Origin of the sequence: Chitinophaga sp., from assembly GCF_036566945.1 — a bacterium.
Taxonomy (GTDB): Bacteria; Bacteroidota; Bacteroidia; order Chitinophagales; family Chitinophagaceae; genus Chitinophaga.
Genome location: NZ_DATCVJ010000023.1, coordinates 1 through 17,540 on the forward strand (window position 1 = coordinate 1; position 17,540 = coordinate 17,540).

Sequence of the window (17,540 nt, forward strand, 5' to 3'; positions counted from 1 at the left end):
TATGAACTGGCAAAAGGACTGATCGCGAAAACAAGATTGGGACTGGACTTCCGGGAAACTACTTCTGAAGAATATGTAAACCCCGATTCCTACTCCGGCTATAAAGTAGATAACGGCTCTCGTGGTAGTTTCGGTGAAGGCACCACGCGGAACTTTACACTGGTCAGCACTTCCGGTTTAACCTACGCTAAAGTCATCGATAAACACGACTTTGAAGTATCGGGTTATTTTGAATATACTAAAAACAACTACCGCGCTTTCGGCTATACCGGTTATGATCTTGATGGAAGATTTCCCGCCACACCGGCCGCCATTACGCCAGGTTCTCCCTTTACGCCAACCCTGAGTGGTGGCAGAACACAGAGCGCCCTGGCTTCCTATATCGCTATAGGTCGTTATACCTTCAATGAAAAATATACCCTGAATGCCAGCTACCGCCGCGACGGCGCTTCTACCGTGCCGCCGGATAACAGGTGGCATGGATTCTATTCTTTGGGTGTTGGCTGGGAAGTGAAACGCGAGAATTTCCTGAAAGACGTCGACTTTGTAAATAACCTGCGCTTCAGGGCCAGTTACGGTACCTCTGCCAATCCATTTACCGGTGGTGGGCCCTTTGCTTATTTTCGTACATTCAAAACAAATCAGTATGGTGGCAACCCCGCCATTTATCCTTATCAGGCCGGCAACCCCGCCTATAATTGGGAATATGCCAAAGAGTTTAACGTGGGCTTTGACCTCGGCTTATGGAATAACCGTATCCGTGTAGTGAGTGATGTATATAATAAAGTAACGGATAACCTCTTTGTAGATCAGCCACAGTCCATTACTTCCGGCTTCTATTACTTATCTCTCAACTCCGGCTCTATGCGTAACAGAGGTATAGAAATGGATATTCAGGGAGATGTGATCCGGCAGAAAGATTTCAGCTGGACGGTAGGCGTGAACTTTGCCTATAATAAAAATGTGATCACCGATTTGGGAACCGCCACTGAATTTACCCAGGGACTTTCTCAGATCGTAAGAGTAGGCTTGCCTTATGGTTCGCATTATGCGCCTAAATGGGCTGGTGTAGATCCTGCGAATGGTAAACCGCTTTACTACGATCGTAGTGGTAATACAACCAGTAACTATAATGAAACGGCGCTGAGCGTAGCGGAGTTTGGAACTTATATACCGCCGTTTACCGGTGGATTTAATACCGGACTTACCTGGAAAGGATTTTATGCCAACGCACTGTTTACGTTTGCCGATAAAACCATGCGCTATCTGAATGAAGATTACTACAATGAAAATCCTTCTTTCGCCAGTAGCAATCAGTCCAAACGTATGCTGTACGACCGCTGGAAAAAGCCCGGTGATAATGCCATCCTGCCAGGTATTAGCTCCGGCAGAAATTATTCTTCCAAAGATCTACAAGACGCTTCTTACCTGCGGTTAAGGAATGTAGGTATCGGTTACAATTTTCCGAAGCAAATCCTTACTCATATCAAATTTGTGCAAGGCATCCAGGTATTTGCGCAGGCGCAAAACCTCTACACCTGGACGAAATGGAAAAGTTTTGATCCGGAAAATAATAACGGAGATGGGATGTTCGACTACCCCAGTGCGCGGACTTACACTTTTGGCCTGAACGTTAATTTCTAAAACAAGACACTCATGATGATCCGTCATTTAAGATACCTGTTGTTGCTGCTGCCTTTTTTAATACTTTCCTGCAACAAGCAACTGGACCTGCAACCTACCGATAGCATTATTGATCCGGAAAGAACTTTCCGCAACGTGGCCGATCTGAATAGCGGGCTGCTGGGCGCTTATTCGGAATTAACGTACAACACTATCTACAGCGTGTCGCTGCTCTCTGATGAATGCATGCTCCCCAATGAAAATAACCTGGGCAGGGGCGTGGCCACGTACCGCTGGCAGATCGATCCGGGTAGTACTACTATCACCGGTTCTTTCGGCGAATATTATATTACCATCGACCGGGTAAACCGGGTGCTGGGCGCTATGGACCGCATCCCTGCCAAGGGTGATGATATTGCTTTGAAAGACAGATACCGCGGCGAAGCTTTGGCGCTACGCGCTTATTGTCATTTTCAACTATTGCAAAGTTATGCCGAAGCATACAATCCGGCCGCTATGGGCGTTCCTTTCATGGATACTTCCATCATCGGATTTCCTGCGCGTAATACCTTTGGTGAAGTGATGGCCGCTATAGAAAAAGACCTGCAACAGGCCAGCACCCTCATTCCCGAAGACGCAGATGATAACAGCCGGATTACCCTGATCGGTGTATCCGCCATCCGTGCCAGGGTAGCCCTCTATGAAAAAAAGTGGGACGATGCCATCACCTATGCCACCGCGGCTATTGATGCACTGCCACTGGCCGATTTTAACGATTTTCCGGATATCTGGACAGATGCCAAAGAATCAGAAGTGATCTGGAAACTGAAACAGGTAGCCAGTGTAAATGACCCGATAGGCGCTGCATACTATGATGGGGACGTTGTTTATTATGCGCCTTCTTTCGAATTAATTAACACGTTCGATAAAGACAAGGATGTGCGCTACGGGGCTTATATCCTCTTCGACGATAGCCGTGGCAGCGGCACTTCAGAGTATATTGTCAATAAATATTATGGCCCGGATGGTAACATCGGATTGAGAGATATCAAGCTTTTCAGAACAGGTGAAATGTACCTGATCAGAGCCGAAGCACTGGCAGAGAAAAATAGAGTGTCCGATGGTGCTGCCGATCTGAACGACTTACGCAGCGCACGTATCAGCGGATACACGCCACAAACATTCAACAACAAAGACGCATTGATCGCGGCAGTATATACCGAACGCTTTAAAGAACTGGCTTTCGAAGGACAACGTTTATTTGACCTGAGAAGAAGAGGCTTATCCGTTACCCGTGAGCCGGCAGATGCTATCAACGCGCAGGGCGCTGTGTTGCTGAAACCCGGTCAGAAAGGATATGTGTTCCCGATTCCGGATGCGGAAACGAAAGCAAATAGAAATATGAAACAGAATCCAGGGTATTGAGTGTCCTGTTTATTTTATCAATGAGGCCGACCAGAAGTGTGTTTTTTCACGCAAAGGCGCAAAGCAGCTAAGCAGCAAAGAAGTAAAGCAGCAAAGAAGACCAAAGCGCATTTTAAGTCCGCCAGGCGAGAAGATAATGTAATGGCTATACGAAATTGTAGTTATGTAATCTTCGCTCCTTTGCTTCTTAGCTGCTTTGCGCCTTTGCGTGAAAAAATATACTTCCGGTCACGGAAACCAGTAACAACGATCAGATGAGAATAAAAATCATTTTTACAGCTATAACAGCAACGACTCTATGTTTTAGCGCCTGTAATCAACACACGGAGCAACTCCCTACTATACCCGGTCGCCCGGGATCTATTGGTATCATTGGCGACACCGCCGATGTAACTACGCCCGTACAGGGTGGCGTAGCACTGATTGGTGGCGGCGGTAATGTAGACGGCGCTTTCCAGTGGATGATCAATCGCAGCGGCGGCGGCGATGTGGTAGTGCTCACTGCTTCCGGCAACGGAAGCTACAATCACGACATCGATTCCTTAGGCAAAGTTAATTCTGTGGAAACGCTCAACATCACCAGCCGGGAGCTAGCTAATAACGATACGGTGGCCAACACAATCCGCAATGCGGAGATGTTGTTTATCGCCGGCGGGGATCAGTCGCGCTACATGAACCAGTGGCGCAACACGAAAGTAAATGCGGCAATTAACTACCTGCTGCAGGAAAAGAAAGTGCCGGTAGGTGGCACCAGCGCCGGTTGTGCAATCCTTAGTGGTCTTTACTATAGCGGAGAAGGCGGCAGCGCCGTATCGGATTCAGTATTGGCTAATCCATACGACTCGCTGGTAACGCTGTACAACAACGATTTTCTGCAGGCGCCTTACCTGCAATTGGTGATCAGCGACCAGCATTACCTGAAACGTGGCCGCGAAGGCCGGCATGTGACTTTTATGAGCCGTATTATCAAGGATCATGGTATCTTTCCAAGAGGAATTGCACCGGACGAAAAAACAGCGGTTTGTATTGATGCACAAGGCATGGCGAAAGTATTTGGTGTAAGCAAAGCCTGTTTCATTTTAACAGATAGTTTGAAAAAACCGGAACTTTGCGAAAAGGGACAACCCCTGCAATGGAATTATAACGGGCAGGCATTGAAAGTATATGAAATTCCTGCCAGCGCTACCGGCAACGGCAGCTTCTCTGTGGCAGACTTTGATCCGGCCAAAGCCAGTGGTGGTGCGTGGTATTGCTGGTGGGTGGAAAACGGTCACCTGCATAAAAAAGCCATTTGATTACTTCTTAATATAGTTTGATATGAAAGGCAGGTTTTGTTATTTGTTTTTGCTGGTGCTGGCGGGCCAGCTTTTTTCACCCGCTATGGCGCAGGAAAAATCTTCTTATGTATTGGTGATTCACGGCGGTGCTGGCACTATCCTTCAAAAAAATATGACGCCGGAAAAAGAAGCGGCTTACAAAGCATCTTTGAAACAGGCGTTGCAAACAGGATATAAAGTGCTGCAATCCGGTGGTAGCAGTCTGGATGCGGTAGAAGCCACCGTAAAAGTGCTGGAAGATGATTCGCTCTTTAATGCCGGCAAGGGCGCAGTGTTTACACATGAAGGCCGTAACGAACTGGATGCGGCTATCATGAATGGTAAAACGCGTGCAGCAGGTGCCGTAGCAGGTATCACCACCGTACGTAACCCGGTCAGTGCTGCCAGAGCCGTAATGGAAAAATCCGAACATGTGATGATGGTAGGCCCCGGCGCAGAAAAATTTGCGAAAGAAGCAGGACTGGAAATAGTAGACCCTTCTTATTTCAGAACGGAAACCCGCTGGAGAGATCTGCAAAGAGCTTTGCATGAAGATTCTATTGCAGCTGCTAAAGCCAACGCCTATACGAATCCGGAAAAGCTGGGCATCAAAAACAGGGACTATAAATTTGGTACTGTAGGCGCCGTAGCGCTGGACAAGCAGGGAAACCTCGCTGCTGCCACTTCTACCGGAGGTATGACAGACAAAAAATATGGCCGCATTGGTGATTCACCTATTATTGGGGCTGGTACTTATGCCAACAATCAAACCGCCGCTATTTCGTGTACGGGTTGGGGTGAGTATTATATCCGCAATGTAGTAGCGTATGATTTGTCGGCGCTGATGGAGTATAAAGGGCTGAGTGTACAACAGGCCGGTAATACGGTGATCAAAAAAGTAGGAGATATGGGTGGCGATGGTGGCCTTATTGCACTGGATAAAAAAGGCAACATGACCATGTCTTTTAATACAGAAGGGATGTACAGAGGTGCGGTGACGAAAGATGGTAAAATTGAAATCGCTATTTATAAAAAATAAAATATGGACGGATGCGGGTATAAGAGCCACAACAGGGTATTAAGTACCGGCATCCGTCGATATTTTTAGCCTTTCATGGGTCCTCTTTCGGCATCATCTTCTTCAGGATTATCTTCATCGATATCCTCGTCTGTGATGTCTTCCTCTTCCAGTAGTTCATCTATTTCCAGGTCGTCGTCTTCTTCATCGAGCAAATCATCGGTGGTGTCTTCTTCGCCCTGCCGGGATTGTTCATCCTGATTGCCCTTTGGAGGAACTGGCTGTTGCCTGCCTTGAATAAACTCGTCTGGCTGCAGGTCATCATCGCGAAGCGGGCCGGGTGTTTTAGGTTGTGTTGTCATAATCAGCAAGTTTTTAAATAAGGGGTCCAAACATCGCACCATACCAAAAGTATTGGTTGTCAATCTTTAAGAAATACCCCGTTGCGTAAATAAATACACAGTCGTCATCACATTATGGAATATCCCAAAAAATGATAATTTTGAGGCATCAAATGTAAAATCAAGACCCTGCTATCCCATGAGAAGTTTATTATCCTTACTAACCCCTATTTGTCTATTGTTAGCCGCCTGTCAAACCAGCCATCGTAATATGCCCTATACAGGTAACTGGACACAAATTACCCGTGTTAACAACGAGTACGTGATTTACATTCCCTGCGCGCTGGATTTAAGAAAAATGAAGGTGACCGATTCGGCTATTCATGAGGTGCTGCCATTGGAGGTCAACGACTGCCACATTGTGAGCACCACCACAGCCGGCAACGGTTATCGCCTGAAAGGAAAGGAGGCGGTCTATACCTTTAAATGGGAGGATGAAAAAAAAGGTACGGCGGAATGGACCATACAGTATTCGGCTTCTGCACCGGAAGAAAGAGTAGTGTTTGTAAACAGTACCCACGAAAACGATTTTAAAAAGGTACATCAGCCGGAAAGTGACTGCAATACCAGCGGAGATGCCCGATAGTGGCTATTTTATCAGCTGTTTGAGTACTTCTTCTTTACGCTGTCTGGAAACGGGTACCTGGCTGCCATCTTCCATAGAAATGGCGCCACCTTCCGTTTTTATCCAGGCAGTTATTTTGCGGCTGTTAATCAGGTGCGACTGATGTGTGCGTATAAAATGCTGGTCAGTTAGCAGGTCGTTGTATTCTTTCAGTGTTTTGCACACGATTATTTTTTTTTGTCCGGAGATGTATACATGCGTGTAATTTCCCGCTGCTTCGAGGCGTATAATATCTTCCGGTGCGGCAAAAATTATTTTATCCGCCAGCGGGAAGGCGATACGATTTTCTGCTATGGGCTTGCCCATATTGGCGATTAATTCACGGAGCCGGCTGTTTTCCTGCTGCGGAATAATTTGCGCCATCGCTTTTTCTACGGCAGTGGATAGTTCCAGGGCATCAATGGGTTTTAATACATAGTCGATGGCACAGGCTTTTACGGCAGCAATGCCGTAATGATCATAGGCGGTAACAAAAATCACTTCAAAGTTGCGCGGGGCCGGAAGCGATTGTAGCAGCTGAAAACCAGAACCACCGGGCATTTCAATATCCAGGAAAATGAGTTGTGGTTCCAGTTGCCTGATGAGTTTCAATGCAGTGGCGGCGGAATTGGCTTCTCCGGCTATTTCTACTGCCGGGCAGTATTCCGCCAGCAGTACGCGGAGGTTATCCCGGCTTTTATCTTCATCATCAACAAGGATGCTTCTTATTTTCATGCTGTTTCAATTGGAATGGTTAATAATGCCGTAGTGCCGTTCCCGTTACTAATATGCAGACTGGCAGTTTGTCCGGCTACACTGAAGAGCTGTAATCTTTCCCGCACCAGTTTTAATCCCATGCTTTTGTGCACGCCATTATTTTCCGGGTGAAATCCGTTCCCATTATCGTGTACTGAAATGAGTAGGTTCATTCCTTGTTTTGCGGTTTTAATATGCAACGTTCCGGCTTTTCCTTTAGTGGCAATGCCGTGTATGATCGCGTTTTCCACCAGTGGTTGCAGCACCATACCGGGTATTTCTACCAGGTCGGCCGCTATTGCTTCGGCTATGTCCATGTCGAAGGAAAAATCAAAGCGTAGCTGTTCCAGTTCGCAATATAAGCGAACGGTATTTAGCTCATCGATAAGCGGGAGCGTATTTTTTTCTGCATTGTGCAATACGCTTCTCAGCAGCATAGAAAATTTGACGAGATAGGTATTGGCGGCTTTGTATTGTGCGGTGTTAATGAGCGATTGAATAGAGTTAAGGGCGTTAAAAATAAAATGCGGATTCATCTGCGAACGGATGGCCTTTACTTCCAGCTCCCGGATGGCGGTTTTCATGGCTTCCGCTGCTTTGATGCGGCGTATGCGTACCCGGTAAATCCCTATCCCTGCTAAAGCCGTCAATAGGATGGAGCCGAGGCTCCATCCTATGATGTTCATCATATTTGATTTTTGCGTGGTGGAAAGGCGGGACGCTTTTGCCGCGGTATCAATTGCATTCAGCAGTTCCTGCCATACATTATCGTTCGTAGGAAGGTGGTCATCCACGATTCTTCCCCAGGGGTCCAGTACTACCACATTGTTTTGGCTGCCGTTACTTAGTCCGTAGCTCGCATAATTATCGGCACCTTTATCTGCCAGTTCAATACAGGTAACATTGGGAAATGCGCTGAGCTTACCTACTCTTTCCGGATTGGAGTAGGGCTCCTGTATCCAGGCAAATACAAATGATACTTCCGGATGACGCTTTATGATGCTCACCAGCACCGTATCTTCATAAAAGGCGCCATCTTCAAATATCAGGCAGGTAGTTTTGCCTGGCTTTGTTGCTATCTCGTAGGTTTTACTATTAGCCAGTGGCAGCTTTGTAAAAGGCAACCGCTTACCCGGCGCCCAGCGTTCCATGAGTTGCCAGCTTTTTATGATGGGGGCAGTTAAGCTGCTGTCGTCGCAGTTGTGGATAAAATCTTCGTAGTAGGGCTTCAGTCTTTGGTTGGCCGTCCAGCTTTTTTTCATCAGTTCTTCGCGGATGCCTTTGGCCAGCTTATAATAGAGCGGATAGCCTTTTAGTGTGGAGAGCAGCGCAAAGTAATCACTGTAAAAGGAAAATGCTTCGGTACCTCCACCGGCAGAGATGCCAATGCGTGCTTTTTGATAATGGAGGAACCAGTCTAAATAATACCGGTAGAAGTAGTTTTCGGGGTAGGGGTTCATTAACACCGGCATATTGTCGATGCCATCGGTAACTACTTCGGGAATCCGTTGAAACGGCCTGAGGGAGCTGTCTGCCTGGTAATTATGTGTATAAAGGAAAAGCAACTGCTCCTCCGCAATATGATATCTCCAGGCAGTTTTATGATAGTCCAATGCTACAGGGGTTGCTTTACCTTCGTACGAATGCAATACCGCATCAAATTTGGTGCTGGTCGTTTCCTGCATGGCAAGAACTTCCGCCAGGCTTTTGAACCGGTCCATTTGCCGCACCCCATTGTCGTTATGGTAAAAGAGACTATAAATATCATTTGCCAGTCTGGAATTCCAGGCTGCATTGCCGCTTAAAGCAACAACGTTGGAAGTATCTGTTGCGGTATTGATCAGCAGCGTGTCACCTGGCATCAGGAATAATTCAGTCTGATAATTTTTTGCGAAGAAAAAAGCTCTTTCCGGCCCCTTCAGCAGCAGGGAATGGGAGAATTCCCCGCGGTCATTGATCTGAATTTGGAAAGTACTGTCTCCCACCTGCATACTTGCTTCCTGGTTAGCGACCTGCTTCAGCGTGCCTTTCACCAACACATTTCCGTTCACGGGAAAAGAGGCGGCAATGAGTAATTGAGAGTGGGACTTGATTTCCCCCGGAATGCGCAGCGGTGCACCATTTCCGGGACTACGGTGGTCCAGCACCTGTTGCACCATGGGCTTCACTTCTTCTACCTGCATGGGCCAATAGGTAGAGGTAGAATATACGCCTACCCGCTTCTGCGGGCTATAGTCGAGCAGCTTAACGGGTAACGGAGGCTGGCTTTTATCTGCCTCCAGCGACACGATTTTCCCCTCCGGGCTGATTTCCAGCTGGAACCGGCCTTTAGGTGGCTTTTTAGCCAGTCCCTGTTGATAGGCTGGGTAATAACTGTCAGAACACATCCAGCCATTGGCGGCGCCCTGTGGATTATTGAAAATAATACGCTCCTGCGTGATGCTGTATTGCTGATGTCCGTTGGGTAGTTGACGCTGCAGCTGGTATCTTAATACATACCGGCGGATAAATAGCAGGAAGGGTTCCTGGTCGGCATAAGGCCCATTTTCTGTACCCTGCGTTACCTGCATATCAAACCAGTCGCCCTGCTTCAGGGCAAAATATCCCGGCTTACCCTGCGCCGGCAACAGGTAGGGCAGGCATATCAGCCAAAGTAAATAAACTGTTTTTTTCATGATACAATAATTTTATTGTACCAAAGCTATCTGTATCAGAAGCCCGGTTTCTATTCACTTAGCAGATGGTAAGGCTGACTGAATATCCGGTGAATATATAACCGAAATGGGTATACGCATAACTTTTGCAAAAAACTCTTTTTCGGGTAATAGCTTCAGTAAATGGCTTATTTTTATAGCTATGAGCCAGCAATTAATCAATTCAGTAAAATACCTGATCCGGTTGTCTGAGGAAGAGGAATTACTTTTGCCAACGCTTTTCAATCGCGTAACACTGAAGAAAAATGAACCCTTTCTGCAGGAAGGAAAAGTATCAAACCACGTGGGCTTTATAGAAGAGGGACTGGTCGGGTATATCATGACGCGTAACGGGGAAGATGTGCACGCTTATTTTTCCGGGGAAAATGAATGGTTGGGGAATTATGAAAGTTTTCTTTCCCGGCAACCATCTACCAGAAGTATTATTGCTTTAGAACCCTGCGTATTGTGGACCATTTCAAAAGAAAACCTGCAAAAAGTATTTGATACCATGAAGGAAGGAGACCGCATGGGCAGGTTGATCATAGAGGATGTTTTTGTGAAGTCGTCCCGGCAAGTCACTTCTTTATATACCGGCACGCCGGAGGAACGTTACTACGAGTTCTTTGAGCTGTTCCAGCATATCCAGCATCGTATTCCACAATACATGATAGCCTCTTTTATAGGGATAAAGCCACAATCGCTGAGCAGAATCAGAAGCCGGATGGCGAAAAAACATTAGTTAACCCAGGTGAACGAAATTGCAGGAGCAGCAACCGAAATTTGTGTTATAAAATCATCGCATATGACACGTTTAAATTTCTTTAAGTACCTGACTATTGTATCTGGTTTAACACTGGTGTTTATTGGCTGCAGATTCCTGCTACAGCCGGAAGGGGCGGAAGCGGGATTTGGATTGCATTTCAATGAAAACGGAGATTATTCTTTTCACTACATAAAAGGTATCCGCGATTTGTTTACCGGTACCGTGATCACTTTGCTGGCAGCATTCAATATGCGCAAGGCGCTGATGATCGTATTGCTGTCAGGCATTTTTATTCCTGTTGTAGATATGACCCTGGTGTTACAGGCTACCCATGGCAATATAATGACAGCCATGCCGCATATTATCGCCATTGTGCTAACGGCGGCGGCAGCAGTGGGTATCGGGTTTTCAGCGCGTCCGGCCAGTGCCGGACAGTTGCCTTTACCCGCATAAACCGGGGCGTTATTCGCTTACCGGCTGGCTTTTGCGGAAAATATCTCCCCAGGTTTTAATGTATTCGGGAGATAGGGTACTGGACTTTTTCGCTATAAATACGGCATGAAAAGACTTTGCTCCCTGTATAATATAGTACAGCTGGGATTCAGGGGCCGGGGTGCCGGCAACAACAGGTGTTTCTATTTTGAATAAAGCCCTGCGCCGCCCTGGCAGGTTCTCTTTACTTAGCAACGTTACTTTTGCGTTGGCAGATTTTCCCAACGCCGCATCCGTGAAACTCTTGATGGCCTGATCGATGTTGCTGACTTTCACATTTTCCATGGTCATGGCATAGATCTTCTGGTCCCACTTTTCAGGGGTTTCATTTTCTGGTAAATATTGCCGGGTCACAAAGTTATCCACTTCCTTATCTGATATCAGCTTCCATTTTTCGGTGCCGGGGAATGGGATTTTAAGCCGTTCTTTTCGCATGGCCCTGCCGGTTTGTAATGAGCCTCCAATCTGGTGGAATAAGGGCGCATAAACGCCTGAAAATGCCGATAGCGTGGTAGCGCTCAGCAGGTAGGCTTTGTTATCGGTATAAGAAACGAAAATGCTGGAAAAAAAGGTGTCCGGGAGGTTGGGCTCCATATGTATTTCATCGAGCCACACGGTTCGCTTGCCATTACTGATCACACTACCGGAATCGATAAGTTTGAAAAAAGGATTGCGACTGGTATAGTTGAAGAGCTTCTTTACAATGTTATCCACACTGGAGTGAGGCTCTTCCAAAATGCTCACATTAAAATTTTCCGGCTCTTTCCGGCTACTATCGGCAGACATCCGCTGTGCTATAAATTTGATAGCAGGTGCTTTGGTGCTTTTCCAGATCGACCATCCATTCGGCACGCCTACCGCGAAGTTATGCAGGGTATCTCTGTAATTCACTAATTCCTGTCCGTTGGCAAAGAAAGGAAGTAGCAGCAGGCAGTAGATGATGACAGATTTCATTCACGGATATTTATCTGCAAATAAACGGATTTTTTAAGAGAGGGAGGAGGGGAAAGACCATGCGCTGTAAAAACATATGGAAGATAAACATTAAGGTGCATTTTGCATGGTATCGCATTGTGCGATACCATGCTTTTAACTGAAGGCTTATCAGGTCTACTCAAATGGATTATCGCTTGCCAGAAAAGGATTAAAGCCATGCGGGAGTTGTGATATAATAGGTCTTAGTCCATTCCAAACAGATTGATCCCATCGATAAGCATCATACACCTTTACGTTTTTATAGTATATTTCAACCCGGGGAATTGTGCCCATTGGTTTCTTTTTGATTGTTGAGTCAATGGTGAGCTGATCCAGGATAGAAATCAAACCTTTTATTGAATCTACTTTAAACATATTACTATTAACTGAAGAATCTATTGTAAGTGGCGATGTGTAGTACGAACCTGTTCCCTTTGCTACATAACCATATCCATCTTTATCCAGAAAAATAGAATAAAAACGTTCGCCAAGCCTTACATCGGCATGGATATCGTATGTTTCCTGCCTCATTGTCACCGTTTTACAGGACAGCACCAGCAGTACTATACAGAAATATATTATTTTACTCTTCATAACTTCTTAAAATAGAAAGACCGAAAACGAAGGTGGATTGTCTATAGGGTATACTCAGTATCATCGAAATATAGGGACGGGCTGATTCATCAATATCTGCACTAAATATAATATTCATTTCTCCATTTTCGGTCGCACATTAATATTAATCCCCATCATCTTATCAAGACGGTTTAAAACAAAAAAAACAGCCGCCTCCTTATCGAAGCGGCTGCAAAATGTGAATATATATAAGGCAAGTGCTTACAAACGATCATCTTTCGGATACCTCGGTGCATAAAACCGGTCCTGATCAAACTGTTCATGATTGTAAAAATCGCTGTCGGTAGTATTGCTGCCCGGCACCACAAATACATTGCGGATATCCTGTTCTGTCTCCGGCGTTACAATCACTCCTTTTTCGTAAAATGGCAATGCGGCGAAATGGGAGGTAGTTATTTCCGGTAACAATACGGTATCATTTTTTTCGTGCAGTACGGCGATGCCAATGGGGAATAGTACTTTACGATCTGTTAATCCTACGTTGTTACCTTTCAGGTTAATCACCAGGTAACGTACCCGCCGTGATTGCGGATTAAACAACAGGTCTTCCACGCGTCCCAGCTTATGCCCCTGCAGGTCTTCCACATCCCAGCGTCTGATATCCGGTTGTCCTTTTACGATTTCAAAGTTGCTGTCGCTTAATTCTTCCAAACGATTATGTTCAGTAATAGACATGGCAATAAATTTTTATGATGATGAAATCAACGTTACTTACCGGAGAAGGCCACTATTTCCACGCTCCTGTTTTGTTGTCTGCCTGCTGCGTTGTTATTATTGGCCAATGGAGTTGTTTCGCCCAATGAATGCACAGAAATTTTATTTTCTGCTACATCTCCATGCTGTATCAGCCAGATTTTTACCGCTGCGGCGCGTTCTGCTGCCAGCTGTGAATTATGATCGGCACTGCCTTTGGCGTCTGCATGACCATACACGCCTATCTGTGCATGCGGAAAACGTTTGTTGAGCGAAGCGGCAATTTGTTTTAACTGTTCGTCTGCATTTCCTTCCAGTGTACTTTTATCTGTCGCGAAAAGAATATTTTCTCCCAAACTATAAATGGTATACTGGTCATTGCTTTTAACTACAATTCCTTTGTTGGTGACTTCTTCGTATTGTGTGTCCGGCGCATCGAAATTAACGTGATTCCAATCGGGATCAGCAGCCATGATAGGTTGACTGGTGGCAGCGATGGTGTCCGTAGTAGCAATAATAGATTGATCTTTATTATTGCTGCGCAGGAGGAAAAAGAGGATAACGGCCACGATTAATAATCCGATTAGCAACCATATCCACGCGGAACTTTTTTTCCTGGGTTGAACTTCTAAGTGTGCCATATAAATGTAATTAGGGTTTGTGTAATATTTTGGATGAGCTCATCCAAAACGTTTCGTCAGATATAAGACAATCATTATACCAATGCCGGAAATAGGCCGCCAGCAAGGTGTGCAGTTGGGACTTAATCAGACTGATGTACAAGTGATTAGCGCTGTTGTGCGCGATCGGATGGCAGGATGTTTTAAAGAAGAAAATGCCGGGTTGGGGAATCCCGGTAGCCCCTGTTTATGGTCTTTTTCCTACGTATTGCGGAAATTATATACCAGCACAAACAGATAGGGCAATGAATAGCATACCAAGACGATGTTCTGTTTTTAATTCTCTGCGTAATACCTGTAAAGCCTTGCTCATATGCTTTTCCACTGTTTTTACAGAGATGCCCATTTCCTGTGCGATCGCTTTGTAGCCCATATTACCGTAGTAACTCAGCATAAAAACTTCTCTGCATTTCTGCGGCAGGGTATTAATACTACGGGCGATCTGATTTTTTAATTCATGTTGTTCTAATTGCACAGGTTGTACCACTTCCTGCTGATAGGCTTGTCTGATCAGTACCTGGTGATGATTTTCCTGTAGCAATTTATTACGTAATAAATTAGACACCTTATATTTTACGGCATTGTTCAGATAACCGTTGATGTTCACCTCCGCTGCTATCTCATCTCTCCTGAGATATAAACTGATAAATACATCCTGTATAATATCCTTTACCTGCTCCCGGTCTTTTAGTATACGGAAGGCCTGGTTGCTCAGTGCCACTACAGTAGCGGCATACAATTGCTCAAACGCTTTTGTATCGCCCTTCCTGGCTTGTTGCCATAAGCCATCGCATGTATGATGATTGCCGGAGTAGATAAAAATGTGGTTTTGCGGGCAAAGATATTTACTGTGAGAAGCTTTGTATGTTAATTTATGGTAAACAACTTTTCCAATGTTAACTAAATATGAATTCGTCTTTTTTTGTAAAAACAGAGTGGGGGTAAATGGCGGTTGATGTGATAAGTATAGCAAACACGCTGACTGATGACGCCATCGCGCCTGCAATATTTACTGGAAAAATATCTTAACGGAACGGCTACTGATGCGGAGCTGAAAGAGTATGACCATTGGTATGAACAACAACCAGGCGATAACACACCTGTATTTACTAAGGAGGAAAGGGGAGAGATGTACACCGTGATAGCTGTTGGTATGAAACGCGGCAATAATAGGGTATACCTGCGCTGGGCTGCCGCCGCGGCAATATTGTTGGCCGCTGGCGCCCTTTGGATGTTTAAAACAACGTCTACGCCACTACGAAAAACAATGGCCAACGTGGTAAATACCAAAATGGATAGCATTCTTATTAATAATAATACCCAACAACAAAAAACAATCAACCTGCCGGATGGCTCACAGGTAGTGCTGTATAAAGGTGCTGCCATACGTTTCGCGGCGCCGTTCGGTCAACATAGCCGAACCATTCAACTGTCTGGAAAAGGTTTTTTCAACGTCACAAAAAATGCGCCGCTGCCGTTTACAGTGCTAAGTCATGGGGTAGCTACCACCGCACTGGGCACGTCTTTTACCATTGCTACTATTCGGCATGAGGTGAAAGTAATATTGCATACCGGTAAAGTAATGGTGAAAGCCCATGAGCAAACGCGCTATCTGGTGCCCGGTCAACAGCTGGTATGTAATACCCTCACAGGCACTGCCAGTTTGCAGTTGCCGGTTAGCAAAGTGGCTGTTTCGCCCGCCATTGCGTTTGGCTCGCTGCGTGGTTTTGCCGCTACGTTTGATCAAACGTCCTTGTCCGCGGTGCTGGATACTATTGCCAGTGGCTATCATGTGAGCATCAGCAAAAACGCCGCTTCGTTTGATGACATCGCATTTTCAGGCGTCATCAGGGATACCGATTCATTGTCACAGGTGCTGCATCGCATGGCCATGTTGCACGATTTAAAAATAATATCAACACGTACAGGTTACCGTATAGAAAAAAATCACTAACTAAATATTTGCGCATTATGACACATCGCTACCTGCTAGTGAAGGGCGGAGCTTTGCCCCTGAACAACCGGCAGTCAACGTTTCAGTATGGCTCTAAATTTTTTGGCCTGCTGTTACTGATGGCTTTTATCAACCTCCTGCCTGCACAGGCACAAAAGAAAACATGGATCAAAGGTTTAATTGAAGATGAAAAAGGACAGCCTGTACCCGGCGCCTCTGTACAACTGAAAAGTGGTGTCGATAGTCTCAAAAGCTTTGCAGTAACAGATGTGAAAGGTGTTTTTACTTTTGATAATTCCCGTCAGCAAGGCCCCTTCGTTTTCACCATCGCCTATGTTGGCTACGTGACGCAAACCATCACTAAAAGCAGCCTGGACCCACAAAAAGAACAATCGCTGTATGTAGTGCTGAAGGAATCTTCTTCTGCACTCAGCGAAATAGTTGTAGTCGGTTATGGCACCCAAAAGAAAATAAATCTTACAGGAGCAGTAGATCAGGTGGGAAAAGAAGTGTTTGAAAACAGACCCATGACCAGCGCTACGAGAGGATTACAGGGTGTACTTCCCAACCTGAATATTCGTATGACCGATGGAAAACCTATCCGTGGTGCCACCTACAATGTAAGGGGCACCACCTCTATCGGCGCCGGCGGCAGTGCCCTGGTGCTGATAGATGGCGTACCCGGTGATCCTAATTTATTAAACCCGAATGATATTGAAAGTGTAACCGTACTGAAAGACGCCGCTTCTGCCGCCATCTACGGCGCCCGCGGAAGCTTCGGCGTGGTACTCATCACCACAAAAAGCCCTGCTAAGAATAGTACACAACTCACCTATGCCAGTAACTATTCCCTGAACGATCGCACCATCAAACCTCAATTCGTTACTAACGGTTACGAATGGGCCAAAAACTTTGATGAAGCTTACTATGCATGGAACGACTATAAATCGCATCCGGCAAAGGCCAATAGCGTATTCCCTTTTTCACTGGATTACCTGGATGAACTGAAACGCCGTAACGACGATCCTTCCCTGCCTAAAACGGATATTGATCCTACTACCGGCAACTACGTGTACTATGGTAATACCGACTGGTTTAAAGAACTGTATGCAGATAAAAACCCATCTACGGAACAAACACTCTCTGCCTCCGGTGGTAATGCTAAATCGGAATATTATCTCTCCGGCAGGTATATGTCGCAAAATGGTATTTTTCGCTATAACCCCGACAAGTTTAAAATGTATAACATCCGGGCTAAAGGCGCAGTAAGACCGTTCGACTGGCTCAAACTGGAAAATAATTTTGATTTCTCCCAACGTACTTACTTTTATCCTATTCTGAATCATCCCAGTAATACGCCGGTGTGGAGAAGGATTTCCGATGAAGCCTTTCCGGTGGCTATGATGAAAAATCCCGATGGTTCCCTTACGGAAAATGCGGCCATTGTATTTGGTAGCTTCTTAACAGGCAACAACTATTCTGATCAGACACAGCTGTTGCTGAGAAAT

17 protein-coding genes are annotated in these 17,540 nt (G+C 45.7%); 9 read left to right on the forward strand and 8 right to left on the reverse strand.

The features are described from left to right. From VIP81_RS00585 to VIP81_RS00600, 4 genes are all read left to right on the forward strand, one after another. Positions 1-1,644, forward strand: a 1,644-nt coding sequence (locus tag VIP81_RS00585) for a TonB-dependent receptor domain-containing protein (protein WP_331956529.1), incomplete at its 5' end; no start/stop codon positions are given. A 12-nt stretch (positions 1,645-1,656) separates the two neighbouring features. Continuing rightward, entirely contained in the window at positions 1,657-3,048 is a 1,392-nt protein-coding gene (locus tag VIP81_RS00590) for a RagB/SusD family nutrient uptake outer membrane protein (protein WP_331956530.1), read from the forward strand. A gap of 254 nt (positions 3,049-3,302) precedes the next feature. Next, positions 3,303-4,343, forward strand: coding sequence for a cyanophycinase (locus VIP81_RS00595; RefSeq protein ID WP_331956531.1), 1,041 nt, complete (start codon positions 3,303-3,305; stop codon positions 4,341-4,343). Positions 4,344-4,365: 22 nt separating this feature from the next. Further along, positions 4,366-5,403, forward strand: a complete 1,038-nt coding sequence (locus VIP81_RS00600) for an isoaspartyl peptidase/L-asparaginase (protein WP_331956532.1) — start codon at positions 4,366-4,368, stop codon at positions 5,401-5,403. A gap of 65 nt (positions 5,404-5,468) precedes the next feature. On the opposite strand, the gene VIP81_RS00605 is transcribed toward VIP81_RS00600, so the two are convergent. Continuing rightward, positions 5,469-5,744 carry a hypothetical protein gene (locus VIP81_RS00605; RefSeq protein WP_331956533.1) on the reverse strand — a complete coding sequence of 92 codons (276 nt, stop codon included), beginning with the start codon at positions 5,742-5,744 and terminating at the stop codon, positions 5,469-5,471. A gap of 178 nt (positions 5,745-5,922) precedes the next feature. Here VIP81_RS00605 and VIP81_RS00610 point away from each other — a divergent pair, with 178 nt between their 5' ends. Next, positions 5,923-6,369, forward strand: a complete 447-nt coding sequence (locus tag VIP81_RS00610) for a hypothetical protein (protein ID WP_331956534.1) — start codon at positions 5,923-5,925, stop codon at positions 6,367-6,369. A 3-nt stretch (positions 6,370-6,372) separates the two neighbouring features. Here the strand turns inward: VIP81_RS00610 and VIP81_RS00615 are convergent, their stop codons facing one another. Together VIP81_RS00615 and VIP81_RS00620 are read right to left on the reverse strand one after the other, a co-directional pair. Beyond that, a complete protein-coding gene (locus VIP81_RS00615) occupies positions 6,373-7,122 on the reverse strand; it encodes a LytTR family DNA-binding domain-containing protein (RefSeq protein ID WP_331956535.1) in 750 nt (249 codons plus the stop codon). Next, entirely contained in the window at positions 7,119-9,818 is a 2,700-nt protein-coding gene (locus VIP81_RS00620) for a sensor histidine kinase (protein WP_331956536.1), read from the reverse strand. Before VIP81_RS00620 ends, VIP81_RS00615 begins: the two co-directional genes overlap by 4 nt. Before the next feature lie 181 nt (positions 9,819-9,999). On the opposite strand from VIP81_RS00620, the gene VIP81_RS00625 reads away from it, so the two are divergent. Together VIP81_RS00625 and VIP81_RS00630 are read left to right on the forward strand one after the other, a co-directional pair. Continuing rightward, complete coding sequence (locus tag VIP81_RS00625) at positions 10,000-10,578, forward strand: Crp/Fnr family transcriptional regulator (RefSeq protein WP_331956537.1); 579 nt, start codon at positions 10,000-10,002, stop codon at positions 10,576-10,578. 63 nt (positions 10,579-10,641) lie between these two features. Next, complete coding sequence (locus VIP81_RS00630; RefSeq protein WP_331956538.1) at positions 10,642-11,055, forward strand: DUF4267 domain-containing protein; 414 nt, start codon at positions 10,642-10,644, stop codon at positions 11,053-11,055. Positions 11,056-11,064: 9 nt separating this feature from the next. On the opposite strand, the gene VIP81_RS00635 is transcribed toward VIP81_RS00630, so the two are convergent. The 5 genes from VIP81_RS00635 to VIP81_RS00655 all read right to left on the reverse strand — a co-directional run bounded on the left by VIP81_RS00635 (position 11,065) and on the right by VIP81_RS00655 (position 15,084). Then, positions 11,065-12,048, reverse strand: a complete 984-nt coding sequence (locus VIP81_RS00635; RefSeq protein WP_331956539.1) for a hypothetical protein — start codon at positions 12,046-12,048, stop codon at positions 11,065-11,067. Positions 12,049-12,204: 156 nt separating this feature from the next. Beyond that, complete coding sequence (locus VIP81_RS00640; RefSeq protein ID WP_331956540.1) at positions 12,205-12,600, reverse strand: hypothetical protein; 396 nt, start codon at positions 12,598-12,600, stop codon at positions 12,205-12,207. A 306-nt stretch (positions 12,601-12,906) separates the two neighbouring features. Next, positions 12,907-13,380 carry a PRC-barrel domain-containing protein gene (locus tag VIP81_RS00645; protein WP_331956541.1) on the reverse strand — a complete coding sequence of 158 codons (474 nt, stop codon included), beginning with the start codon at positions 13,378-13,380 and terminating at the stop codon, positions 12,907-12,909. Positions 13,381-13,412: 32 nt separating this feature from the next. Next, entirely contained in the window at positions 13,413-14,039 is a 627-nt protein-coding gene (locus VIP81_RS00650; protein ID WP_331956542.1) for an OmpA family protein, read from the reverse strand. 256 nt (positions 14,040-14,295) lie between these two features. Beyond that, positions 14,296-15,084: an RNA polymerase sigma-70 factor gene (locus VIP81_RS00655; RefSeq protein WP_331956543.1), complete on the reverse strand. Its 789-nt coding sequence runs from the start codon at positions 15,082-15,084 to the stop codon at positions 14,296-14,298. On the opposite strand from VIP81_RS00655, the gene VIP81_RS00660 reads away from it, so the two are divergent. Continuing rightward, the gene (locus tag VIP81_RS00660; RefSeq protein ID WP_331956544.1) at positions 15,064-16,032 is read left to right on the forward strand and encodes a FecR family protein; all 969 of its coding nucleotides are present in this window, start codon (positions 15,064-15,066) and stop codon (positions 16,030-16,032) included. The genes VIP81_RS00655 and VIP81_RS00660 overlap by 21 nt on opposite strands. Before the next feature lie 17 nt (positions 16,033-16,049). After that, the coding region (locus VIP81_RS00665) for a TonB-dependent receptor plug domain-containing protein (RefSeq protein ID WP_331956545.1) at positions 16,050-17,540 on the forward strand (1,491 nt) is incomplete at its 3' end.